We start from the raw sequence: 23264 nt of genomic DNA on the forward strand, positions 1-23264 counted from the left end.
GCTACACCTCCAGCAGGGCGCGGCGCCGGAGCGGGCGCACGAACAGCTCGGCGAGGTCGCCGGCCTGCTCGTAGCCCTGCACGGGCGTGAACAGCAGCTCGATCGACCACTTGGTCGACAGTCCCTCCGCCTCCAGCGGGTTGGCGAGGCCGAGGCCGCAGACCGTGAGGTCCGGGCGCGCCGCCCGGCAGCGGTCCATCTGGTCGTCGAGGCTCTGGCCCTCGGTCACCCGCGTGCCCTGGGGCAGCATCTCGATCTCGGCGGCGAGATGCGCCCGATGCAGGTAGGGCGTCCCGACCTCCACGAGGTCTGCGCCGAGCTCCCGGGCGAGGAAGCGGGCGAGGGGCACCTCCAGCTGCGAATCGGGGAAGAAGAACACGCGCTTGCCCGCGAGCTTTTCGCGGTGGGGTGCGAGGGCGGTCTCGGCCCGGGTGCGGCCCGGGGCCGTCGCCCGGTCGAAGACGGCCTCGGCGACGCCGAACGCCTCGGCGGCCGCCCGCAGCCAGCCGGTCGTGCCCTCGGCGCCGAGCGGGAACGGCGCGGGGAGCCGGCGGGCGCCGCGTTCCTCGAGGGCGCGGGCCGTGTCGGCCAGGAACGGCTGGGCCAGGAGATAGCGCGTGTTGCGCCCGACCGCCGGCATCCTGCCGGCCCGGCGGGCGGGCAGGAACCGGACGTCGCCGATTCCCATCGCGGCGAAGATCCGGAGAAACTGGTCCTCCACAACGTCGGCCAGCGCCCCGACGACCAGGAGCGACGGCGCGGCCGTCTCGGCCTCGCCGGGCAGGTCCGGCACCAGGGCGGCGAGACAGGCATCCTCGCCCTGCGTGAACGTCGTCTCGATGCCGGACCCGGAGTAGTTCAGGACCCGCACGGGGGCGAGGCGGCCCGACAGCCGCTGCGCCGCCCGGGACAGGTCGAGCTTGATCACCTCCGACGGGCAGGACCCCACCAGGAACAGGAGCTTGATGTCCGGCCGCCGCTCGATCAGCCGGGTCACCACCCGGTCGAGTTCCTCGTTCGCGTCGGCGATGCCGGCGAGGTCGCGCTCGTCGATGATCGCGGTCGCGAAACGCGGCTCGGCGAAGATCATCACCCCGGCGGCGGACTGGATCAGGTGCGCGCAGGTGCGCGAGCCGACCACGAGGAAGAAGGCGTCCTGGATCTTCCGGTGCAGCCAGACGATGCCGGTGAGCCCGCAGAACACCGCGCGCTGCCCCTGCTCCTGGTGCAGGTCGATGCCGCCGCAGGCGGATTGATGCAGAAGGGGGGCGTTCATCACAGCGCCTCCGCGAGGCGCGGGGCGCGGCTGCCGGCGCCATCCAGGCGGGCGGCGCGCAGCTTCAGCAGGAACTGGCCGGCATTGACCACATAGGTCGCGTAGGCCGCCAGTGCGAGGAGCAGCAGCGCCCGCCCGCCCAGGGCGCCCGTGGCGAGGGCGGCCAGATAGGCCGTGTGGAGGGCCAGCACCAGCATGCTGACCACGTCCTCCCAGAAGAAGGCCGGGGCAAAGAGCCACCGACCGAACACGGCCTTCTCCCAGATCGAGCCGGTGACCATGATCGCGTAGAGCGCCAGCGTCTTCACCACCACCGAGACCTCGGCGGCGAGCAGGCCGTCACCGGTGGCCAGGGTGCGCAGCACCAGGATGAGGCTGATCAGGAAGATCGCGAACTGCAGGGGGGCCAGCACACCCTGGACCAGGGTCCAAGGAGAGGAATCGCGTCGGCGCCGTTCGGCGGACGTGTAGAGCGGTCGTGCCGGCCGGTCCTCGGGACCCATGCATCCGCTCCCTGGTGCTCGGCGTCGCCAACGGCTCCGTCGTTGACAGAGGCTAGGGCTTAGCTCCCAGAAGTGTCAAGTGCGCTTGACGCTTTTGCGATGTGACAGAGGGAGAGATATTTTTCTTCACTTTAGATCATTGCCAAGTTCGACAGGAGGCGTATCGTCGAGTGCGACGGCCGAGATTGCTGCGGTTCGATCGGTCAGATCCGGCAACTGGTGAAGTCGAAGAATAGGCGGGCGAGCAACGCCCCACCCCATGCGCGAGCGGTGCCGCCGGTCCCTTCGGTCCGGGGTCGTCTCAGGGAGGGATGCCGATGGGAAACTGGAGGCATTTCGGTGACCGCCTCGATTCCGGCTCGCCTTTGGCAGGCTGCAGTCCCGTGAGCGGCGGCTTTCCCGTCTTCCGCGACCCGCCCCCGCCCCTGGCCTGGTCCGATCCGCACCAACCCGTTCCGGATTCCATCGCCCGGGTGGTCGAGGCCGAGATCCTGCCCCGACTGATGCTCGCCCATCGTCCCGCCCCCGGGCGTCGCGTGCAGGCCAGCCGCAGACCCAGTCCGCGGGAGATCGCCGATTTCAGCGCCCTGCTCCTGACCGCCGGCCCGGTGGATCTCGATGCCCGGGTGGAGGCCCTGCGCGACGGGGGGCTGCCCCTGGCGCGCCTCCTCCTCGACCTGCTCGCCCCGGCCGCCCGGCATCTCGGCGCCCTCTGGGAGGAGGATGCTTGCGACTTCCTGGCCGTTACGGAGGCGCTCGGGCGTCTCCACGCCGTGAGCCGCCGCCTCTGCGCCGAGCTGGAGCGCGAATCGGTCCTGGCCAACGGGCGCAGCGTCCTTCTGCTGCCCTGCCCTGGGGAGACACACCTGTTCGGCCTGTCGGTCGTCGCGAGCTTCTTCCGGGAGGCTGGCTGGGACGTGACCACGGCGGTACCCGGGCCAGGGGTCGATCCCCTGGACCTGCTCCGGACCGACTGGTTCGACGTGGTCGGCCTGTCGCTGTCCTGCGACGTCCTGCTGCCGGCCCTGGCGGCGACGGTGGCTGATGTGCGCCGCGATTCGCGCAACCGCGAGATCCGCGTGCTGGTCGGCGGCCCCTATTTTGCCCGCTACGGCGGCGAGGCGGGAATCGTCGGGGCGGATGCCTGTGCGGCTGACGCGTGCCTCGCCCCCGCCGCAGCCGAAGCTTTGCTGGACAGACAGGCGTTGGCCTGCTGAAAGGGGCATTCCCCGAAGATCACATTGCGGTGACCGTGACGCCCCAGCCTCGCCCCACCCCGCAGCCGCCGCCCGCGGCCCTGCAGCAGGTGGCCGGCCTCCTCCACGGTGAGGCGGTCGGGCGCATCGTCGCGGCGTCCGCGGACTTATCGCTGATCGTCGATGCCGACGGGGTGATCCGCGACGCCACCGTCGGCACCGATCTCGAGGCGTCGACCGTGGCGGGCTGGCTCGGCCGTCGCTGGATCGACACCGTCACGGTGGAGAGCCGGCCGAAGGTCGACGCCCTCCTGCGCGATGCCCGGGCCGAGGGCATCACCCGCTGGCGCCAGGTCAACCACCCCTCCCCCGACGGCGCCGACCTGCCGATCCGCTACGCCTCGATCCGACCGTCGGAGGGCGGCCCGATCCTCGTTCTCGGGCGCGACATGCGGGCGGTGGCGGCCCTGCAGCGCCGGCTGATGGAGACGCAGCAGGCCCTGGAGCGGGACTACGACCGGCTCCGCGCCGCCGAGACCCGCTACCGGCTTCTGTTCCAGATCTCCGGCGAGCCGGTGCTGGTGGTCGATGCCGGGACGCGTCGGGTGGCCGAGGTCAACCCGGCTGCCGCCCGCCTGATCGGGCGCCCCGCCAAGCGCATCRCCGGCCAGGACGTGGTCGACCTGTTCGATTCCGCCAGCGCCCGAGCCCTCGAGGCTCAGTTCGGCGCCCTCCGGGCGACCGGGCAGGCCGGAGAGATCCGGGTTGCCCTGTCGCATGGACGGGGAGAGGTGACGGTCTCGGCCTCGCTGTTCCGGGGTGAGGGCGGCGCCAGCGTCCTACTGCAGCTGGTCGCCGACCCGGCGGTTGCGGAGGCCGGGCTCGATCAGGAGGCGCCCACGGCCGCGGTGATCGAGGCGATGCCCGAGGGATTCGTGGTCACCGACCCGGCGCGGCGGGTCCTCATGGCCAATGCCGCCTTCCTGGAACTGGCGCAGCTCGCCACCGAGGGGCAGGCGCGGGGCCGCACCCTCGACCACTGGCTCGGCCGCGACGAGTCGGAGGCGCAGGCCCTGTTCGCGACGCTGGTCGATCATGGTGCCGTGCGCCGCTTCGGCACCGTCGTCCGGGGCGCCTACGGCGGCATGGAGGACGTGGAGGTCGCCGCCGTGTCGGTGGCCGGTCTCCGCCCGTGCCTCGGCTTCGCCATCCGGTCCGGCCCGCGGCGGATTCCCGAGGGCCGCCACGTCGGCGTCGGACGAGAGGTGCCGCGTTCGGTGGAGCAGATGGCCGAGCTGGTAGGCCGCGTCTCGATGAAGACCCTGGTGCGCGAGACGACGGACCTGATCGAGAAGCTCTGCATCGAGGCGGCCCTGCGGATCACCCGGGACAACCGGGCCTCCGCGGCCGAGATGCTCGGCCTGAGCCGGCAGGGCCTCTATGCCAAGATGCGCCGCTACGGCGTCGGCGACCTGGACGGCCCGGTCGAAGTGGAGTGAGGCTTAGGGTCGGCAGGAGACCGATTCCGGGCCGATCCATTCCCCGCGGCACTACGCATCCACGGGAGCCGGCGGCCAGTCCGAACCCCTGCGGCCGCCGATCCGCGCCGCGTCAGCGGCCTTGGGATCCGCCGTTGATACCCTGTTCGATCCTGATGGAGATCCCGGCGCCGGAGACGCGCGGAGGACTCGAAAACGGTCCCCAGACCCTGCTCCGGATGCACGGTCCGACCGTGTCTTGCATATTGTATTTTAAGAGATCCGATGTATTCGACCGACAAACCGGTCGGACATTCTGCCGCCGGATGTAAATCTGACTTGACACTTTCCGTGGCGCCGGTAGCCTCGCTGCCATGGCCGCCACGCCCGCCCCGAGTGCAGTCATCGAGCTGCTGAAGCCGATCACGTGGTTCGCGCCGATGTGGGCGTTCGCCTGCGGCGTGATCTCCTCGGGACAGCCCGCGCACGGACAATGGCCGGTGATCGCCGCCGGGGTGCTGCTCGCCGGACCGCTGGTCTGTGCCACCAGCCAGGCGGCCAACGACTGGTTCGACCGCCACGTCGACGCGATCAACGAGCCGAACCGGCCGATTCCCTCCGGGCGCATCCCCGGCCGCTGGGGCCTCTACCTCGCGCTGGGCTGGACGCTGCTGTCGCTCGCGGTGGCCGCCGCCCTCGGGCCGTGGATCCTCGGCGCCGCCCTGTTCGGGCTGGTGCTGGCCTGGATCTATTCCGCGCCCCCCCTGCGCCTGAAGAAGAACGGCTGGTGGGGCAACGCCGCGGTGGGGCTCTGCTACGAGGGGCTGCCCTGGTTCACCGGCGCGGCCGTGATGGCCGCGACCCTGCCCGACCGGCGGGTGCTCGCCGTCGCCCTGCTCTATTCGGCGGGCGCCCACGGCATCATGACGCTCAACGACTTCAAGTCCGTGGAGGGCGACCGGCGGATGGGCCTGCTGTCGCTGCCGGTGCAGCTGGGCTCCGAGCGCGCCGCGCGCTTCGCCTGCCTGGTCATGGCGGTTCCGCAGGTGGTGGTGATCGCCCTTCTCGTCGGTTGGGAGCGGTACTGGCATGCCGGGATCGTGGCGGTGCTGCTCGCCGGCCAGCTCGCTCTGATGGTCCGGTTCCTCGGCAGCCCCCGGGAGCGAGCCGCGTGGTACAACGGCACCGGCACCACGCTCTACGTCCTCGGCATGCTGGTGGCGGCCTTCGCCCTGCGGCCGCTGGTGGGAGGGGCGTGATGGGGTCCGAGGCCCGCGCGCCCATGACGGGCGCCCTCCCGTTCCCGTCCGCGGAGCTCGGCTGGCCCCAGATCGTCCGCCTGGGTCTCGTCCAGACCGCGCTGGGCAGCGTCGTCGTGCTGATGACCGCCACCCTCAACCGGGTGATGGTCGTCGAACTCGCCCTGCCCGCCTTCGTGCCGGGCCTGCTGGTCGCCCTGCACTACGCCGTGCAGGTGCTCCGCCCGCGCTGGGGCTACGGCTCGGACCGGAGCGGCCGGCGCACCGCCTGGATCGTCGGCGGAATGGCCGCGCTCTGCCTCGGCGGGTTCGGGGCGGCCTGCGGGACCGCCCTCGCCGCGGAGAGTCTCGTCCTCGGGCTGGCGCTGGCCGCCCTCTCCTTCCTGTGTGTCGGGATCGGGGTCGGGGCAGCGGGAACCTCGCTCCTGGTTCTGCTGTCGGGGGGCGTCGCGCCGGCCCGGCGGGGGGCGGCCGCCACCATCGTCTGGGTGATGATGATCGTCGGCTTCGCCGTTACGGCGCCGCTCGCCGGCCACTTCCTCGATCCGTTCTCCGGCCTCCGGCTCGTGGCGGTGTCGGGCACCGTCTCGCTCATCGCCTTCGGCATCGCCGCCCTGGCGGTGGCCGGCGTCGAGCGCCGCCTGCCGGCTCGCGTCCCGGAGCCCGAAGCGGCGCGGCGGCCGTTCTTCGCGGTGCTGGCTCACGTCCTCGCCGATCCCGTCGCCCGCACCTTCACGGTCTTCGTCTTCGTCTCGATGCTGGCCTACAGTGCCCAGGAACTGATCCTGGAGCCCTATGCCGGTCTCGTCTTCGCGATGAGTCCGGGCGCCACAACGAAGCTCGCCGGGCTCCAGCACGGCGGCGTGCTCGCCGGTATGCTGCTCGTGGCGGCAGTGACGCTCGCCGCCCGCGGCACCCCCCTCGCCTCCCTGCGGCTCTGGATCGGAATCGGCTGCGCCGGCTCGGCGGCGGCCCTGTTCGCCCTGGCGAGCGGTGCGGCGGGCGGCTCGGACTTCCCGCTGCGGGAGACGGTCTTCGCCCTCGGGGTCGCCAACGGCGCCTACGCGGTCGCCGCCATCGGCTCGATGATGGCGCTGGCCGGCCGCGGCGACGCGCGGGAGCGCGGCACCCGCATGGGCGTCTGGGGCGCCGCGCAGGGCATCGCCTTCGGCGCCGGCGGATTCCTGGGCGCGGTGGCGGTGGACGCCGTCCGGCTCGTCACGGCCGAGCCCGTCCAGGCCTACGCGGCGGTGTTCGCCGCGGAGGGCGTGCTGTTCCTCGTCGCGGTCGCCCTGGCGGCGCGCCTCGAACCCGCTCCGGCACCCGACAGGGTGTCGCTCGATCCTGCCTTCAGCGCGAGGTGAGGCCATGGCCCGGTTGGATGATGCCGACGGCGAAGCGATGTACGACGTCGTTGTGGTCGGCGGCGGCCCGGCCGGCGCCACTGCGGCGACCGACCTCGCCCGCGCCGGCCATACGGTGCTGCTCCTCGACAAGCCGGGCCGGATCAAGCCCTGCGGCGGCGCGATCCCGCCGCGGCTGATCCGCGATTTCGCCATCCCCGATTCGCTCCTCGTCGCCAAGATCCGCGCCGCCCGGATGGTGGCGCCGAGCGGGAAGGCCGTCGACATGCCGGTGGGCGAGGGCTTCGTCGGCATGGTCGACCGGGAATCCTTCGATCCGTGGCTGCGCGCCCGGGCGGAGGAGGCGGGCGCCGATCTGCGCGCCGCCGCCTACGACCGGATCACCCGGCCGGATGACGGGCCGCCGCGCGTCCACTTCACCACCGGCGCCGGCGCAGATCTCGTCCGCGACGCCGTGCGGGCGCGCCTCGTCATCGGCGCCGACGGCGCCTGCTCGCCGGTCGGCCGGGCGGAGGTGCCGGGTCACGCCAAGATGCGGCAGGTCTTCGCCTATCACGAGATCCTCCGGGTGCCGGAGGCCGGCGCTCCAGGGGCCGCCTCCGTCGATGCGACCCGCTGTGACGTCTACTACCAGGGCCGCCACTCGCCGGATTTCTACAGCTGGATCTTCCCCCACGGGGACACACTGAGCATCGGCACCGGCAGCGCCCGGAAGGGTTTTTCCCTCCGCTCGTCGATCCGGGCCTTGCGCGCGGCGACCGGCCTCGACGGGGCCGAGACCCTGCGCCGCGAGGGCGCTCCGCTGCCCCTCAAGCCCCTGAAGCGCTGGGACAACGGCCGGGACGTGCTGCTCGCCGGCGACGCCGCCGGCGTGGTCGCCCCGGCCTCCGGCGAGGGGATCTACTACGCGATGCTCGGCGGCCGCCTCTCGGCTGAGGCGGCCGCCGCCTTCCTGCGGACCGGCGAGGCCCGCGCCCTCGCGGGTGCGCGCAAGCAGTTCATGAGGCTGCACGGGCGCGTGTTCTGGATTCTCGGGATGATGCAGTGGGTCTGGTACCGCAGCGACGGCCTGCGCGAACGCTTCGTCTCGATCTGCCGGGACAAGGACGTCCAGCAGCTCACCTGGGACAGCTACATGAACAAGGAGCTGGTCCGGGCGAAGCCCGCCGCCCACGCGCGGATCTTCTTCAAGGACCTTGCCCACCTGTTCCGCTGGGTCTCGCCGTGAGTGTCTCCCTCGGCGCCGGCTGGGGGCCGCCCGCGGTCGCGGCCGTGGCCGCCGTGCTTGTGGCCGTGGCCGGCGCCGTCGCGACCACCACGGACGGCTGGTATCGGCGCCTGCGCGTACCCGCCTGGAAGCCGCCGGACTGGGCGTTCGGACCGGTCTGGACCGTGATCTTCGCGCTCACCGCGACCGCCGGGGTGCTGGCCTGGACCGGCGATCCCGACCCGGCCGCCCGGGACGCGCTGCTCGCCGCCTACGGGGTGAACGGCGTGCTCAACATCGCCTGGAGCGTCCTGTTCTTCCGCTTCCGCCGGCCCGACTGGGCGCTGGCCGAGGTCGCGGCCCTGTGGCTGTCCATCGCCGTGCTGGTGCTGGTCACCGGCCGCGTGTCCGGCGCGGCCGGGCTCCTGAACCTGCCCTACCTCGCCTGGGTCAGCGTCGCCGCCTGCCTGAACCTGCGGATCGTGCGCCTCAACGCGCCCTTCGGGCAGCCCGCCTGATGGACGGGCTGTTCGCCGCCCTGTTCGCCTCCGGCCGGATCGTCGACGGGATCCTGCTGCTCGTCGCCGGGGAGGCGCTCCTCCTCGCATGGCTCTGCCGCCGGAGCGGCCCGTCACTGCCCGCCCTGCTGGCCAACCTCGCCTCCGGTGCCGCGCTGATGCTGGCCCTGCGGGCGGCGCTGGCGGGGTCCGGCTGGATCGCGGTCGCCGGCTTCCTGCTCGCCGGGCTCGTCGCGCATCTCGCCGACCTCGTTTTGCGGTTCCGGGCGGCCACGGCACAACGCCGCAGCCCGGCGCAGACCGGAACATCGCCGCGAACGGCCGCGTTCACGCGCGTCATCTGATTGAAAGAACTCTAAAGTCCGTTCGGGAGAGGTTGCCATGAAGCGCACGAATGCCCGCCTCTCCGGCTGGGCCTCGACCCCGATCCTGGCAGGCCTGTTCCTGGCCGCGCCCGCCCTGGCGCAGGACGGCTCCCCCGACCAGATCGAGCGCGGCAAGTACCTCGTCACCATGGGCGATTGCGCGGCCTGTCACACGGCGCCCGGCGGCAAGTACCTCGCCGGCAACTACGCGCTGAACATGCCCTTCGGCGTGATCATGACCCCCAATCTGACCCCCGACAAGGAGACCGGACTCGGCGACTACTCCTATGCCGACTTCGAGAAGTCCTTCCGTCAGGGCTACAGCAAGCATGTCGGCTACCTGTACCCGGCCTTCCCGTTCGGTTGGTACACCAAGGTCACCGACGAGGACACCAAGGCGATCTGGGCCTACCTGCAGTCGATCCCGGCGGTGAGCGAGAAGCGCCAGGAGAGCCAGATCCCGTTCCCGTTCAGCGTGCGCACCGCGCTGGTGACGTGGCGGACCGCCTTCTTCACCGAGGAGCGCTTCAAGCCCGACCCCAACGCCAGCGCCGAGGTGAACCGCGGCGCCTACCTCGTCGAGGGGCTCGGCCACTGCGCCATGTGTCACAACGAGAACAAGATCGTCGGCAATTCGAGCTTCGCGGGCCGCTTCGGCGGCGGCGTGATCGACGGCTGGTACGCCCCCAACATCACCCCGGACGGTCACCAGGGCATCGGCGCCTGGACCGACGAGCAAGTGGTGACCTATCTCAAGACCGGCACCGCCCCGGGCAACCGGCCCGGCGTCGCCGCCGGCCCGATGCGCCAGACCATCATGGAATCCCTCTCCAAGGTGAAGGAGGAGGACCTGAAGGCCATGGTCGCCTATCTGCGCACCGTCCCGGCCAAGCAGACCTACAAGCCGAAGGATCTGGCGGTCTTCGACAAGGCGGATGCCCCCGGTGCCTCCACCTACCTCACCTACTGCTCGTCCTGCCACCAGCCCGACGGCAAGGGCATCGAGGGTGCGGTCCCGGCGCTCGCCGGCAACACCTCGGTGATGTCGGAGGGACCCGAGACGGTCCTGCGCGTGATCTATGGCGGCTTGGCCGCCCAGAGCGGGCTCGCCCCGATGGTGGCGATCGGCCAGCAGATGACCGATGTCGAGGTGCGGAACGTCACCGACTACATCCGTAATTCCTGGGGCAACAAGGCCCCGCCGGTGACCGGCGACAAGGCCTCCGACGCCCGGGCCGCCACCAAGACCATGCTGGCCGGCACCGCGCCCTGTGCGGAGATCGAGCAGGACAAGCTCAAGGCCGCCTTCGAGCGGATCGGGGTCGGCGCCACGCTCACGGGTCTGAAGCAGCAGGACTTCRTGCCGACGCTGGTTCGGCTGGTGCCGCAGGTGAAGGCGGCCGACACGGGAGCCACCGACGACGACGTCGTCAACGCCCTGACCACGGCCTTCTGCAAGGTCGGCCGTGACGACCCGCAATACGCCAATCCGAGCTGGCCCGCGGTGATCGGCACCTTCTCCAACGTCGCCTACAGCCAAGTGAAGCATCCGGAGAAGCAGGCGGCGAACGTGCCGACCGCCACGACCCCGCCGGTCAAGAACTAAGGCACCGCCGGTCCGTCCGGGCCTCGCCGGACGGACCGTGCATCCGGGGTCCCGGGTCCACTGCGCGGCCCCGCAATGACGGCGTAGACCCAGGGAACGGATAAAATCGTGTTTCGTTGGAGCCGGGTCGTGCCGACTTCACGCTCGGAGTGCCTGTGTCCAGCCTCGTCCGCATCCTGCTCGCGATCTTCTTCCCGCCGATCGCCGTGCTCGTCACCACAGGCTTCGGCCTGCAGTTCCTGCTGAACATCCTGCTGTGGATCCTCGGCTGGCTGCCGGGTACGGTCCACGCCCTGTGGCTGATGAACCGCGACCGGCCGCTGGTCTGAGCGGTCAGGGTTTCCTGGCCTCGGGCTCGCCCTTCCGGAGGGCGGGCTTTGCGTCCGCCTTCGCGTCGCCCTTCCCGTCTGCCTTACCCTCCACCTTGGCGGTCTTTACCGCGTGGGCCTTAGCGACCACCTTCGGCGCCACCTTCTCGGCGGCGTGGGCGAGCTTCACCGGCTCGGGTACGACCGCGGCATCGACGGCCGGGGTCGCGGGTGCGGCCGGGGCCGGCTTGTCCTTGGGGAAGAGCTGGCCGAACAGCTTCTGGTAGCTGCTCGGGTCGCCGTCGGCATCCGCCACCGCAATCCGGGCGGGCTTCTCGGCGAGGGCCGCCGTGGTCTCGACCTGGGCGCCGGGTTCGACCCGATTCGCCATCAGCGTCGTGGACGCCGGCTTCGCGGGTTCCCGCAGCCCGTGGGCCTTGCCGTCGGCCTTCGCGGCCCGGGCCGGGGCCGCCGGCTCGGCGCCGGCCATCATCACGGCCTGGCTCTTCGGGCCGACCTCGATCTCCTGCGGACCGGCAGCCAGGGTCTCGGGGCGGCTCACGTCGCCGAGGTTGTGCCGGCCGTATTCCTTGGCGTCGTAGGGCACCACCGTCTCGGTGCCGCCGAGGCTCGCGAAGGCGCTGGCGTTCTGCGGACGGAATACGGGGTTCTGGCCGCCGTCCTGATAGACCACCCGCACCGCCGGCGTGCCCTTGGCGACGAGTTCGGCGACGGCGCGCTCGTCGCGCTCGCGCTTCTCGGCCACCAGGGGATCGACCTTCGGCTTGCACGAGCCCGCCGCCGCATCGGCGCCGCCGAACACGTACTTGGTGCCGCACTGGCCGATCTTCGGCTCCTCGCCCAGGGCCTCGAAATAGTCTGACCCCTCCTTGAGGTTCTGCCAGAACCCGATGTTCGGGTCGTTGCGGAACTTGGCCATGTTCTGGGCCGTCATCCGGAACGGGTAGGACTGGAACTGGAAGCTGCGCTGGCCGCCGACGAAGGCCTCGCGGGCGATGGCGTAGATCTCCGCGATGGTGGCGTCGGTCATGGCAAAGCATCCCGCCGACGAGCAGGTCCCGTGCACCATCAGGTATTTGCCCGTACGCCCGTTGGCCCGGTCGACGGCATTCGGGAAACCGGTATCGAACGAGAGATAGTACGAAGAGTTGGGATTCATCAGGCCCGGGGTGATCGTGTAGAACCCCTCCGGCGCCTGCCGGTCGCCCTCCCGGGTCTTGGGGCCGAGCTGGCCGGACCAGCGGCAGATCGGGTAGGTCTTCAGCAGGGCGTAGCGGCCGTCGCCGCCCCGCTTCCAGACCTCCATCTCCGCCTCCTTCTTGTAGGCACGGATCAGGATCGGGTCGGATTGCTGCATCCCCTTGGTCTGCATCAGGGCGACCGTCTGGGGGGCGATCGGCGCGAGGCTGCGTGCGCTCGGGCCGTTGATCCCGGAGCCATCCTGGCAGGCGGCGAGCGACAGGGCCAGCAGGGACGCCGCCGCCAGCAGTCGCGCGGTCGCGAGACGCGCCGTCATGGGGAACCTCGATCGTCTTACGCGCGCCCGCGAGCCTTGCTGGCCGCGTCGGGTGCCACTCCCCAACCCAATAGGCTCGTTAAGCTTGCGCCTTCCTTACCGCAAGGACGCGGGCGCAACACTGCACCGCTTCTGCGCGACGCGAATCCCAGGATATTCATCGGAACGGGTCAAGGAAAAGCCCGAAATGCCCGTACCGAAGCCACGACGCAGGCGGGATCGTCTGTATTCCGCCTCTCGCGGAGGGCCGCCCGCTCAGCCGAACAGGACCGGCCGCCGCGCCGCCTCGGCGCGGATGATCGCCACCAGCGCGGCGTCGTCGGCCGGGTCGGCGAGCCGCAGGCCGACCGGCTCCGAGGGCGTGTGCACGGTGAGCCAGCGCAGGGTGGGCCGGAGGTCGGTCGCCTCGACCACCGCCACCGCCGGATGCCCGGTCTCGAGTTGCAGGAAGGTCAGATGGTTGCGGCTCGCCCGCTGCCCGAGCAGGTCGTCGATCGCCTCGATCACGTCCCGGGGCGTGTGGAGGTGGGTCATCATCCACAGGCGGTTGTCGGTACCCTTCGTGTCGAGCGCCGTGCGGATCCGGCGCACGCCCTCGGTCAGGAAGGCGTAATCCGCATCGTTGGCCGCCGGGTCGTGGTGGTTGAAGACGCATTCGAGCCCGTGCCGCTCGCGGTAGAGGCGGTGGCGCCCGCGCCAGATGTCGGGGCCGCGCCGCTCGGCCTCCGGGATGCTCTCCAGCTGGGCGCGGTCGACGAGCGCGGAAAAGTCGTCCGCGAGGCAGTCCCGGGCCATGCCGGGCATCGAGAAGATCCAGTCCAGCGGCCCCGACCAGTGGCGCAGGTCGAGGGTCTTGAGCACGTGTGCCATCTGGCAGTTGCAGCCGAGCGACACGTGGTTGTGCCGGCCGGGCTCCCGGGCGTCGCGCCGGCCGAGCAGGCGCCCGATCGCGCCGAACAGGCCCCCCGTCGCCCCGGGCTCGTTCACAGGCTCCGGCCGATCGCGAGAAATTTCTCCGCGCGCCGGTCACGGATCTCGTCGGCCGTGAGGCCATCGAACTGGGCGAGGGACTCGGCGATGGCATCGCCCGCGGCCCGGATCGCCGCCTCGCGGTCGCGATGGGCGCCGCCGGTGGCCTCCGGGACGATCGCGTCGATGACGCCGAGGCGCAGCAGGTCCTGGGCGGTGATCTTCATGGCGGTGGCGGCGTCGGAGGCGCGGCCCTGGTCGCGCCACAGGATCGAGGCGGCGCCCTCCGGAGAGATCACCCCGTAGATCGCGTGCTCCAGCATCAGCACGCGGTTGGCGGTGGCCAGCGCGATGGCGCCCCCCGAGCCGCCCTCCCCGATCACCAGCGCGACGTTGGGCACGCCCAGCGCGAGGCAGGCCTCGGTGGAGCGGGCGATGGCCTCGGCCTGGCCGCGCTCCTCCGCCTCGATGCCCGGATAGGCGCCCGCCGTATCCACGAAGGCGAGGACCGGCAGGCCGAACCGGTCGGCGGTCTCCATGAGACGCACCGCCTTGCGGTAGCCCTCGGGCCGGGCCATCCCGAAATTGTGGCGCAGCCGCGCCTCGGTGGTAGCCCCCTTCTCCTGGCCGAGCACCAGGACCGGCCGACCGCGGAAGCGCCCGAATCCGCCCAGGATCGCCGCATCCTCGCCGAAGCTGCGGTCTCCGGCCAGCGGGGTGAACTCGGTGATGAGCCCGCCGCAATAATCCACGAAGTGCGGCCGCTGCGGGTGGCGGGCCACCTGGGTCTTCTGCCAGGGGGTGAGATTGGCGTAGATCTCGGCGAGCGCCTGGCCGGCCTTGGCCTCGAGCCGGCCGACCTCCTCGGCGATGGAGACCGCGCCGTCGCGCGCGCCGACCGCCCGCAGCTCCTCGAGCTTGGCCTCCAGCTCGGCTACCGGCTTCTCGAAGTCGAGGTAGGTGCGCGTCACCGCCATCGTGCTCAAGTCTTCCCGGATCCGCCGCGCGGGGCGGCGGGCGCGAGGTGTTGGCGATGGCGGGGGTGGTGTCAACCGGCCTGAGGCCGGACGGCCGCTCTCTGTCGCCCCGCGACGCCTCTCGGATCAGGCGAGCGGGGGAGCACCACGCTGAGGTCATGGGCCTGCCCCACCCTGGTCCAGGGCGCCTGATGGTAGACCTTGTAGCCCCCGTTCCCGTCCGGCAGGAACGTTTCCCCCGACCGCGGGAGCCAGTCCAGGCTGACGCGGGCATAGGTCTCCAGGATGGCGCAGAGCGGCTTCTAAGCCGAGGGCGACTCGCCCATCACCGCCTGGAACAGGCGTCGGAAGTGAAACAGGCTCAGCCCGACATGCCGCGCGATGGCGGACAGGCCGATCTTCTCGGCCGGCGCCGGCTCGATCGCCGCCTCCAGCGGGGCGGCGCCCGACACCGGCGCCACCTTCGACGTCGCCGGCGTGACCGCCGCGGGCGCAACGATCAACACCTTCACCGACACGGCCACCGGCCAGGCCGGGACCGTTGCGCTCGGGTCCAAGACCCTCACGGTCTCCGGCGCCGCCGGCAGCTTCAGCGGCGGCATCGCCGGCACCGGCGGCCTGACGCTCGCCGGCGGCGCGCAGATCCTTTCCGGCGCGAGCCCCTACGCGGACTCCACGGTGGTCTCGGCCGGCACCCTCACCATCGAGAACGGCACGGCTCTGGGGGCTGCGGACGGTGCGGCGGCGACCGGCACCACGGTCTCCGTCGGCGCGGCGCCGGCCCCGCAGGGCGGGATCGCGGTGGGCGACGAGGCGCTGTCCTTCGCGGGCCTCGGGCTCGACGTCCCGGTGAACGCCCGCGGGCTGATCGGTTACCGGCGGGCGTTCGGGGACGTGGTGCCGCGCGCGCTGATGGCGTTCGCGGGGGAGGCGGCCGTTCACGATCGCGGGCAGCCCGATCGACCGGGACGCGCTCGTGGTCTCGGCGGCGCTGGAGGCGCGGATCGAACCCGGTTCGACCCTGGGAGTCGCCTATTCAGGTTCGATGGTGAGCCGGGCCGGCGCGCATGCCGTCCGCGGCAGCCTGAACCGGCGCTGGTGAGGCGTCAGGCGGCCTGCAACTCGACTCGGTTCCGCCCCGCCGCCTTGGCCCGGTAGAGGGCGAGGTCGGCACGCCGGAGCATGTCGCCGGGACCGAGATCCTCGCCGTGGCGCACGGCGACGCCGATCGAGACGGTCACCGGGACCGTCCGGGTGGCGGCCTGCACCGAGAACGGCACCGCCTCGACCCGCTCGCGGATGCGCTCGGCGATGCTCTGCGCCTCGACCAGCCCCGCCTCCGGCAGGATCACCACCACCTCCTCGCCGCCGTAGCGCGCCACGATGTCGATGGGCCGCGTGTGCTGGCGGACGCGCTCGGCGAAGCCGCGCAGCACCTCGTCGCCGGCCTCGTGGCCGAAGCTGTCGTTGATGCCCTTGAAGTGGTCGATGTCGAGGATCAGCACGGCGAGATGTGCCCGACGGGTGGCCTCGTCGCTGAACAGCGCGCCGAGATGGTTGTCGAGGTAGCGCCGGTTGTGCAGCCCGGTCAGCGCATCGGTCACGGCCATCTGCAGCGAGGCCTGCATCGCCCCCCGCAGCGCATCCGTGAAGCGCTTGCGCTTAACCTGGGTGCGGACCCGGGCCATCAGCTCGTTGCGGTCGACCGGGCGCATCAGGAAGTCGTGCACGCCGAAATCGAGGCCGCGGACCACCCGGGCGCGGTCATGTTCCTCGGCGATCATGATCAGCGGCATCGCCCGGGTCCGATCCAGGGACCGGAGCTGGCTGCACAGGCGCAGCCCGTCGAACTCCGCGAGGTCGAGGCTCACCAGGGCAAGGTCGAACGCCTCCTCGGCGGCGCGGCGCAGGGCCTCGTGCGGGTCGGTCTCGACCGTGACCGTGTGGTGCTGGCGCAGGGCGCCGGCGAGGCGCTCGGCCGAGCCGGGGCGGTCCTCGATCAGCAGGATCCGGGCATCGAGGCCGGTCTCGGCGGTGGCCAGCGCCAGGGGGTCGCCGATGCCGAATTCCCGCGAGGCCAGCGCGCGCTGGCGCAACTCGTCCGTCACCGCCTTGAGGCGCACGAGGCTGCGCACCCGGGTGAACAGGGCGGTGTCGTCCACGGGCTTGGTCAGGAAGTCGTCGGCCCCGGCGTCGAGGCCGCGCAGGCGATCCGCCGGCTGGTCGAGGGCCGTGACCATCACCACCGGGATGTGGGCCGTGAGGGGGTTGTTCTTGAGGTGCCGGCAGACCTCGAACCCGTCCATGCCGGGCATCATCACGTCGAGCAGGACGAGGTCGCAGAGGCCCTTCTCGCAGATCGCGATCGCGTCCCGACCGTTCATGGCGGCGAGCGTGTCGAAATATTCCAGCCCGAGCTTCGTTTCCAGAAGCCGCACGTTCGGGAACAGGTCGTCGACGATCAGGACACGGGCCGACATGCTTCCTCGTAAGGGCGCGGTGGAGCGGCCCGGACCGGGCACCCTGTGCCGTGGGAGCCCACCGCCGGGCAGCCGCATCGGCTCAAGCGGGCAGGACGGGACGGACGATTGAACCGCTCACCCGACCCGGCACAATCGGAGGTTCGGTTCAACGGCACGCCTCGCCGGTGTCATCGCGGTTCAAGATACGCCCGAACCGTTGCCAAAAACTTCGCGACCGAGATGGGCTTCGACAGGTAGGCCTCGCAGCCGCCTTCGCGGATCCGCTCCTCGTCGCCCTTCATGGCGAAGGCCGTGATGGCGATGACCGGGATGCTCTTGAGGTCGTCGTCCTCCTTGAGCCATTTTGTCACCTCGAGGCCGGAGACCTCGGGGAGCTGGATGTCCATGAGGATCAGGTCGGGATGATGCGCGCGTGCCAGCTCGATCGCCTCGATGCCGTGGGCGGTCTTCAGGGTCGCGTAGCCGTTCGCCTCAAGGAGATCGTTGAACAGCTTCATGTTCAACTCGTTGTCCTCGACGATCAGCACCGTCTTCTTCATGATCCGATGTCCCGGTGCGCGCCGATCATGATTAGCGGGCCGTGAAGCCCCTCCGTCACCTTTGTAGCGTTCACATGTTGATGAATGGCAAACCTCTTCAAGGGGATGAGTCCGCCGAACGGCTCGCCCTGGACGTTCTTTTGTGGATCACGGCGGAGGAGGACCGGCTCCTGCCCTTCCTGGCGGCGAGCGGGCTCGGCCCCGAGACCCTGCGCGCGAGCGTCGGCGAGCCCGCCTTCCTGGTGGGGGTCCTCGACCACGTGATGGGCGACGAGAACGTCCTCCTCGCCTGTGCGGGCGCCCTCGGGGTCAAGCCGGAGCGGATCGCCGCCGCCTGGCACCGGCTGTCGCCGCGCCCGGACGACGAATGGGCGTGAGTCGCAGCGGTCCCGCGTGCCCTCAGGGCGTGCAGCCCTTGCCGGCTTCCTTCGCGTCGGGCCGCCCCGCTTGCGCGTCGATGTCGAGGGTGGTCATGTCGCCCACGATGGCGAAATCGCCGTAATCGAGCTTGAGCGCACCGCTGACGCCGTTCTCGTAGAGGTCGAAGCCGAGGGTGTAGATCGGCGTCCGCTCCCCGGCGCCCTCGGTGTAGTAGCTGAGGCGCACCGGCCAGTGCGGCATGCCGGCGAGCGCCCCGTCGCGCAGGGGCTTGTCCCGGGACGAGTCCTTCGCCGGCGCCGGGCCGGTCTCCGTATGACCGATCACCGCGAAGGTGTCGTAGATCTTCCGGCCGTCGTCGGAGCCGTCGAAGACCTTGACCGAGAGGGTCGACTGGCCGGCCCGCGCCGCCTCGATCAGGCGGCGCATGTGCTCGCTCGGGAACAGCACCGGGCCGTCGACGGTGAACGGCTTCGGGCCGCCCTTCAGCTTCACCGTCACGGCGTCGCCCTGCTCGGAGGCGGTCCCGTCCACGGGGGCGGCGGGCTTGTTGTTGGTGAGCGTCGTCGTCTTGAACCGGAACTCGCGCCCCTGCCCGCCCTCGAAGGTGGTGCTGCGCATGTCGGACAGGCGCGTGCCGGTCTCGCCGGAGGACAGTTCCGTCACCTGCCGGGTCAGCATCGTGTAGCCGCGGCAGGCATCGCCCCGGAAGTCGATGACGATGCGGCCGCGGGCGCTCTCCACCGCGCGCGTGCCGCCCCCCTCGGCGAGGGACAGGTCGTAGACCGCCCGGTGATTGGCCAGGACGATCTCGGGGGCCGGGGCCGAGGCCTGCGGCTTGGCCTCCGGCTCGGGCGCGGCGGGTGGGGCCGCCCGGGCGCCCCAGGCGGAGACGACGAGACCGGCCGTCAGGAGATGCAGGAGGCGCAGGCGCATGGACAACCTCGGTTCAGCCCGCCGCAGATAGCAGGCTGTGGGAATCGGGCAATGTGTGCACGGCGCCGGGAGCGCCGCCGCGGGGCCGGGCCTACCGGTAGCCCTCCGCCTGCAGGGCGAACAGCTCGGCGTAGCGCCCGCCCCGCGCCATCAGGGCGGCGTGGCTCCCCTCCTCCAGAAGCCGGCCACCCTCCAGGACCAGGATGCGGTCGGCCATGCGCACCGTGGAGAACCGGTGCGAGATCAGCACCGCCGTCCGTCCCGCCGACAGCTCCCGGAACCGCGCGAAGACGTCGTGCTCGGCCCGGGCATCGAGGGCCGCCGTCGGCTCGTCGAGGATCAGGATGTCGGCCTCGCGCATGTAGGCCCGGGACAGCGCGACCTTCTGCCACTCGCCCCCCGACAGGTCGAGGCCGCCCGCGAAGCGCTTGCCCAACGGCTGGGCGTAGCCCTCGGGCAGGCGCGCGATCACCGGGGCGGCGAGCCCCCGGACCGCCGCGGCCGCGATGCGGTCGGCGTCCCCGGCGGCCTCGATGCGGCCGACCGCGACGTTCTCGCCCGCGGTGAGGTCGAACCGGACGAAATCCTGGAAGATCGCCCCGATCCGCGCCCGCAGCGCATCGAGGTCGTAGGCCGGGAGCGGCACGCCGTCGAGGAGTACGCGCCCCTCGTGCGGGTCGTAGAGCCGGGTCATCAGCTTGACGATCGTGGTCTTGCCGGCGCCGTTGCCACCGACCAGCGCCACGGTCTCGCCGGCCCGCACCGCGAAGGACAGGCCGCGCAGCGCCCAGGTCTCCGTGCCGGGATAGCGGTAGCCGACCGCCTCGAAGACCAGCCCCTCGCGGATCGGATCCGGCACCGGCACGGGCCGCGCCGGAGAGCGGATCTGCGGCCGGATCGCGAAGAAGGAGTAGAAATCGTCGAGATACTGGGCCTGTCCGGTAATCTGGGTCACCCCGAGGAGCAGGCCCTCCAGGCCGCCGCGCAGGCGCTGGAAGGCGCCCGCCAGGAAGGCGAGGTCGCCCACCGAGAACCCGCCCGCCACCGTCCGCCAGACGATCACCGCGTAGGCGGCGTAGTAGGCGAGGGTTCCGAGGCTCGTAAAGGCGAAGCCCCAGCCGGCCCGGGCGGTGGCGAGGCCCCGGTTCTCGGCGAGCAGCCGGCGCGCCGCCGTCCCGTAGAGGTCGGTCAAATAATCCGAGAGGCCGAAGAGCTTGATCTCCTTGGCGGTCTCGACGCTGGCGCCGAGGTAGCGCAGGTAGTCGATCCGTCGGCGCTCCGGGCTGCGGATCCAGGCGAGGCGGTAGCCGGCCTTCGTGAAGTGCCACTCGTTGAGGACCGCGGGCACCAGGGCGGCAGCGATCAGCACCACCAGCCAGGGGGTGAAGGCCGCCACCCCGGCCGCCAGGGTGGCGAGGGTTAGGAGCCCCTGCGCCTGGCCGAACACCGTGCCGATGAGACCGGTTCGGCCGCTGACCTGCCGCCGCGCCCGCTCCAGCCGGTCCTGCTGGGCGCTGTCCTCGAACTGCGCGAGGTCCAGGGCGGCGGCATGCGCCATCAGCCGCAGGGAGGCGGCGTTGGCGTAGAGGTCGCCGATCAGGGTTTCGGTGAGGGCCGCGAGGCGGCCGGTGAGGTCCGAGACCAGGGCGAGGCCGAACTCGGCCAGGACCAGCCCGGCGAGCCGCGCCCGGCTGGGATCGGCGAGCCAGTCCGCCGGCCCTGTCTCCGGGACCGGCCGGGCATGCTCGGCCACGATCCCGTCGAGGATCAGCTTGGCGAGATACAGCATCAGGACCGGCAGGCAGGCCGCCACGAGGCGCAGGGACAGGCTCGCCGCGAGGAGGCGGGGGCTGGCGGCGGCGATCTCCCGGAACAGGGTCGGCAGGTAGCGCAGGGCTCCGAGGCGCCCGCTCAGGCGCTCACGGGCTTCCCCACCGAGACGCGGTGCCCGCTCCGTCATCCCCTGGGGATCTCCCGCCGGGTTTCAGGGGCCGGTTGGACGTTACGCAAGGACAGCATTAACTGTAGCGGCATTTAGTTTTAATCCTCGTCGAGTGGTGCGTGCTCAGCGGTCCTGCAATCCTCAGAATTTCGGTCTTGCTCATCATTGCCGGCATACTCGCGGCAGTGGTGCAATTCCTGTTGCCTGGCCCGATGCCCGGACCGGCGACTCGGCCCGCCCCATCGACGGTCCCGTCGGCTCCGTTGCCGCCGGCAGAGCCGACGCCTTCCCCGCCTCCGCCCGTGCCTGACGAGCCCGCGCGCGAGCCGGCGGCCCCGGTCCGCACCATCCAGCCCCCCGCCAGCCCGGCTCAGATGCCGTCCGACGCCCAGGCCGCTCCCGACGTTCCGTCGATCCCGCCGGAGACGCAGGCTCAGCCGGAGGGCGCGGAATCGGCCGGTCAGGCCGAGGTCGACAGGGCGGAGGACAGCGCCGGCCCCCGGGCCTTGGCGGTCGTCGATCTGAACACCGCCTCGGTGGCGGAGCTGAATCGCCTACGGGGCGGGGGCGCCATCGGCCGGGCGATCATTGCCAAGCGCCCCTACGCGTCGGTGGATCAACTGCTGTCGAAGCGGGTACTCAGCCGGACGGTGTACGAGCGAATCAAGGATCAGGTGACGGTGCGGTGAGGCGGTGGCGGATTCTCCCTCCGCCGGTCGGCCGTTCGCCGGACGCCTTTCTCGAACGGGCCGGCCTGCGGCCCGGTCCGCGCGAGGGTGGCCGCTGGTCTCAATGTCCGGACGGCCCCGCCCCTGCCCGGCCGCTCCGGCTCCCGCTGATCCGCGCGGGCAACGCCGCACCGCTCACAGACGTCGAGGCCCGATGACGCCTCGGTGGCGGAACGACGGCCCGACCGAGGCCTGAGCCGCCTTCAGAGCTTCGTCCCGAAGATCTCCGCCACCTGCGGGATGTCCTTGTCGCCGCGGCCGCAGAGATTGATCACCATCAGGTGGTCGGTCGGGCGCTGCGGGGCCAGATCAATCACCCGGGCCAGCGCGTGGGCGGGTTCCAGGGCGGGGATGATGCCCTCCAGCATCGAGCAGAGCTTGAACGCCTCGAGGGCTTCCGTGTCCGTCGCCGAGATGTAGGTGACCCGGCCCGACTCGTGCAGCCACGCGTGCTCCGGCCCGATGCCGGGATAGTCGAGCCCGGCCGAGATCGAGTGCGCGTCGGCGATCTGCCCGTCCGCATCCATCAGAAGGTAGGTGCGGTTGCCGTGCAGAACCCCAGGTTTGCCGCCGGTGAGCGAGGCCGCATGCAGGCCGGAATGAACCCCGTGCCCCGCCGCCTCGACCCCGAAGATCTCGACCTCGCGGTCGTCCAGGAACGGGTGGAACAGGCCCATGGCGTTGGAGCCGCCGCCGATGCAGGCGACCAGCGAATCCGGGAGGCGGCCCTCCTGGGCGATCATCTGCTCCCGGGTCTCGCGCCCGATCACCGACTGGAAGTCGCGCACCATGGCCGGATACGGGTGCGGCCCGGCGACGGTTCCGATGCAGTAGAACGTGTCGGCGACGTTGGTGACCCAGTCGCGCAGGGCCTCGTTCATCGCGTCCTTGAGGGTTTTGGTGCCGGATTCCACCGGGATCACCTCGGCGCCGAGCATCTTCATCCGGAAGACGTTGGGGGCCTGCCGGGCGACGTCGACCGCGCCCATGTAGACTACGCACTTGAGGCCGAAGCGGGCGCAGAGCGTCGCGGTGGCGACGCCGTGCTGGCCGGCGCCGGTCTCGGCGATGATCCGCGGCTTGCCCATGCGGCGGGCCAGCAGGATCTGGCCCAGCACGTTGTTCACCTTGTGGGAGCCGGTATGGTTCAGCTCCTCGCGCTTGAAATAGACCTTGGCGCCCTGCCCGGACGGCGCCTTGGCGCGCAGGTGCTCGGTCAGGCGCTCGGCGTAGTAGAGCGGGCTCGGCCGGCCGATATAGTGGGTGCCGTAGCTGGCCATGTCGGCCGCGAAGGCCGGGTCGACCTTGGCGGCCTCGTAGGCGGCCTCCAGCTCCAGGATCAGCGGCATCAGCGTCTCGGCGACGAACCGGCCGCCGAAAATGCCGAAGCGGCCGCGCTCGTCGGGGCCGGTGCGGAAGGAGTTCGGTTCGGGGGCCATGGTCACGGGACGGATCCTGCGCGCGCGGAGGTCGATCTGTTGCCGGTGCGTAGACCCATGCGGGCGTGACCGCAATGCGGCGTCCCGCCCGCGTAACCGGATCGGGCCACGGGGCGAACACCCTGTCAGATTCCGGCAGGAGGACAGAATGGCTCGTCGCGATCGAATCCGCCCGCTCCTCGGGGCCGTCCTCGGGCTCGGCCTCGCCGGCGCGCTGCTGCTGCCGCGCCTGCCGGCCTTCGCCGAGGAGGCGCCC

Annotated in this window: 23 protein-coding genes; 12 read left to right on the top strand and 11 right to left on the bottom strand. The window is 71.4% G+C overall.

Annotated elements, in window-relative coordinates:
* Position 1 precedes the first annotated feature (1 nt).
* Positions 2-1276 (bottom strand): ferredoxin:protochlorophyllide reductase (ATP-dependent) subunit N, encoded by a 1275-nt coding sequence (locus AC1DXK_RS19020; protein ID WP_457106424.1) that lies wholly within the window; start codon positions 1274-1276, stop codon positions 2-4.
* On the bottom strand, positions 1276-1779 hold the full coding sequence (gene bchF, locus AC1DXK_RS19025) for a 2-vinyl bacteriochlorophyllide hydratase (RefSeq protein ID WP_457106425.1): 504 nt from the start codon (positions 1777-1779) through the stop codon (positions 1276-1278). Before bchF ends, AC1DXK_RS19020 begins: the two co-directional genes overlap by 1 nt.
* 317 nt (positions 1780-2096) lie before the next feature.
* Here bchF and AC1DXK_RS19030 point away from each other — a divergent pair, with 317 nt between their 5' ends.
* The 9 genes from AC1DXK_RS19030 to AC1DXK_RS19070 all read left to right on the top strand — a co-directional run bounded on the left by AC1DXK_RS19030 (position 2097) and on the right by AC1DXK_RS19070 (position 11101).
* Positions 2097-2996 (top strand): cobalamin B12-binding domain-containing protein, encoded by a 900-nt coding sequence (locus AC1DXK_RS19030; protein WP_457106426.1) that lies wholly within the window; start codon positions 2097-2099, stop codon positions 2994-2996.
* Positions 2997-3025: 29 nt separating this feature from the next.
* Positions 3026-4474: a transcriptional regulator PpsR gene (gene ppsR / locus AC1DXK_RS19035; protein WP_477298676.1), complete on the top strand. Its 1449-nt coding sequence runs from the start codon at positions 3026-3028 to the stop codon at positions 4472-4474.
* A 353-nt stretch (positions 4475-4827) separates the two neighbouring features.
* A complete protein-coding gene (gene chlG / locus AC1DXK_RS19040; RefSeq protein WP_457106428.1) occupies positions 4828-5712 on the top strand; it encodes a chlorophyll synthase ChlG in 885 nt (294 codons plus the stop codon).
* Positions 5712-7076 carry a BCD family MFS transporter gene (locus tag AC1DXK_RS19045; RefSeq protein WP_457106429.1) on the top strand — a complete coding sequence of 455 codons (1365 nt, stop codon included), beginning with the start codon at positions 5712-5714 and terminating at the stop codon, positions 7074-7076. The genes chlG and AC1DXK_RS19045 overlap by 1 nt, the downstream gene beginning before the upstream one ends.
* Positions 7077-7080: 4 nt before the next feature.
* Positions 7081-8304 (top strand): geranylgeranyl diphosphate reductase, encoded by a 1224-nt coding sequence (locus AC1DXK_RS19050; protein ID WP_457106430.1) that lies wholly within the window; start codon positions 7081-7083, stop codon positions 8302-8304.
* Entirely contained in the window at positions 8301-8801 is a 501-nt protein-coding gene (locus tag AC1DXK_RS19055; protein WP_457106431.1) for a TspO/MBR family protein, read from the top strand. Before AC1DXK_RS19050 ends, AC1DXK_RS19055 begins: the two co-directional genes overlap by 4 nt.
* The gene (locus AC1DXK_RS19060; RefSeq protein ID WP_457106432.1) at positions 8801-9145 is read left to right on the top strand and encodes a hypothetical protein; all 345 of its coding nucleotides are present in this window, start codon (positions 8801-8803) and stop codon (positions 9143-9145) included. The genes AC1DXK_RS19055 and AC1DXK_RS19060 overlap by 1 nt, the downstream gene beginning before the upstream one ends.
* A gap of 37 nt (positions 9146-9182) precedes the next feature.
* Positions 9183-10772 carry a cytochrome c gene (locus tag AC1DXK_RS19065; protein ID WP_477298679.1) on the top strand — a complete coding sequence of 530 codons (1590 nt, stop codon included), beginning with the start codon at positions 9183-9185 and terminating at the stop codon, positions 10770-10772.
* A 155-nt stretch (positions 10773-10927) separates the two neighbouring features.
* The gene (locus AC1DXK_RS19070; protein ID WP_012318839.1) at positions 10928-11101 is read left to right on the top strand and encodes a YqaE/Pmp3 family membrane protein; all 174 of its coding nucleotides are present in this window, start codon (positions 10928-10930) and stop codon (positions 11099-11101) included.
* Positions 11102-11105: 4 nt separating this feature from the next.
* On the opposite strand, the gene AC1DXK_RS19075 is transcribed toward AC1DXK_RS19070, so the two are convergent.
* The 4 genes from AC1DXK_RS19075 to AC1DXK_RS19090 form a co-directional block, all read right to left on the bottom strand.
* Complete coding sequence (locus AC1DXK_RS19075; protein ID WP_457106434.1) at positions 11106-12617, bottom strand: L,D-transpeptidase family protein; 1512 nt, start codon at positions 12615-12617, stop codon at positions 11106-11108.
* 255 nt (positions 12618-12872) lie between these two features.
* Positions 12873-13604: a DUF1796 family putative cysteine peptidase gene (locus tag AC1DXK_RS19080; RefSeq protein ID WP_457106435.1), complete on the bottom strand. Its 732-nt coding sequence runs from the start codon at positions 13602-13604 to the stop codon at positions 12873-12875.
* A complete protein-coding gene (locus AC1DXK_RS19085) occupies positions 13601-14563 on the bottom strand; it encodes an acetyl-CoA carboxylase carboxyltransferase subunit alpha (protein WP_457106506.1) in 963 nt (320 codons plus the stop codon). Before AC1DXK_RS19085 ends, AC1DXK_RS19080 begins: the two co-directional genes overlap by 4 nt.
* Positions 14564-14865: 302 nt before the next feature.
* The gene (locus AC1DXK_RS19090; RefSeq protein WP_457106507.1) at positions 14866-15015 is read right to left on the bottom strand and encodes a helix-turn-helix transcriptional regulator; all 150 of its coding nucleotides are present in this window, start codon (positions 15013-15015) and stop codon (positions 14866-14868) included.
* Here AC1DXK_RS19090 and AC1DXK_RS19095 point away from each other — a divergent pair.
* Positions 14945-15721, top strand: a complete 777-nt coding sequence (locus tag AC1DXK_RS19095) for a hypothetical protein (RefSeq protein ID WP_457106513.1) — start codon at positions 14945-14947, stop codon at positions 15719-15721. The two genes, AC1DXK_RS19090 and AC1DXK_RS19095, sit on opposite strands and share 71 nt — an antisense overlap.
* On the opposite strand, the gene AC1DXK_RS19100 is transcribed toward AC1DXK_RS19095, so the two are convergent.
* Positions 15670-17043 (bottom strand): PleD family two-component system response regulator, encoded by a 1374-nt coding sequence (locus AC1DXK_RS19100; protein ID WP_457106436.1) that lies wholly within the window; start codon positions 17041-17043, stop codon positions 15670-15672. The two genes, AC1DXK_RS19095 and AC1DXK_RS19100, sit on opposite strands and share 52 nt — an antisense overlap.
* 170 nt (positions 17044-17213) lie before the next feature.
* Positions 17214-17585: a response regulator gene (locus tag AC1DXK_RS19105; protein ID WP_007560977.1), complete on the bottom strand. Its 372-nt coding sequence runs from the start codon at positions 17583-17585 to the stop codon at positions 17214-17216.
* An 80-nt stretch (positions 17586-17665) separates the two neighbouring features.
* Between AC1DXK_RS19105 and AC1DXK_RS19110 the strand changes: the two genes are divergently transcribed.
* Positions 17666-17962: a DUF3572 domain-containing protein gene (locus AC1DXK_RS19110; protein WP_457106437.1), complete on the top strand. Its 297-nt coding sequence runs from the start codon at positions 17666-17668 to the stop codon at positions 17960-17962.
* Positions 17963-17984: 22 nt separating this feature from the next.
* On the opposite strand, the gene AC1DXK_RS19115 is transcribed toward AC1DXK_RS19110, so the two are convergent.
* Both AC1DXK_RS19115 and AC1DXK_RS19120 read right to left on the bottom strand, forming a co-directional pair.
* Positions 17985-18899 (bottom strand): cell envelope integrity EipB family protein, encoded by a 915-nt coding sequence (locus AC1DXK_RS19115; protein ID WP_457106438.1) that lies wholly within the window; start codon positions 18897-18899, stop codon positions 17985-17987.
* Between the two features lie 91 nt (positions 18900-18990).
* On the bottom strand, positions 18991-20859 hold the full coding sequence (locus AC1DXK_RS19120; protein ID WP_457106439.1) for an ABC transporter ATP-binding protein: 1869 nt from the start codon (positions 20857-20859) through the stop codon (positions 18991-18993).
* 284 nt (positions 20860-21143) lie between these two features.
* On the opposite strand from AC1DXK_RS19120, the gene AC1DXK_RS19125 reads away from it, so the two are divergent.
* A complete protein-coding gene (locus tag AC1DXK_RS19125) occupies positions 21144-21530 on the top strand; it encodes a helix-hairpin-helix domain-containing protein (RefSeq protein WP_457106440.1) in 387 nt (128 codons plus the stop codon).
* 242 nt (positions 21531-21772) lie between these two features.
* Here AC1DXK_RS19125 and trpB read toward each other — a convergent pair whose 3' ends face one another.
* On the bottom strand, positions 21773-23014 hold the full coding sequence (gene trpB / locus AC1DXK_RS19130; protein ID WP_457106441.1) for a tryptophan synthase subunit beta: 1242 nt from the start codon (positions 23012-23014) through the stop codon (positions 21773-21775).
* Positions 23015-23264: the final 250 nt, after the last annotated feature.

The sequence above is a fragment of the Methylobacterium sp. P3_A11 genome, from assembly GCF_056403155.1.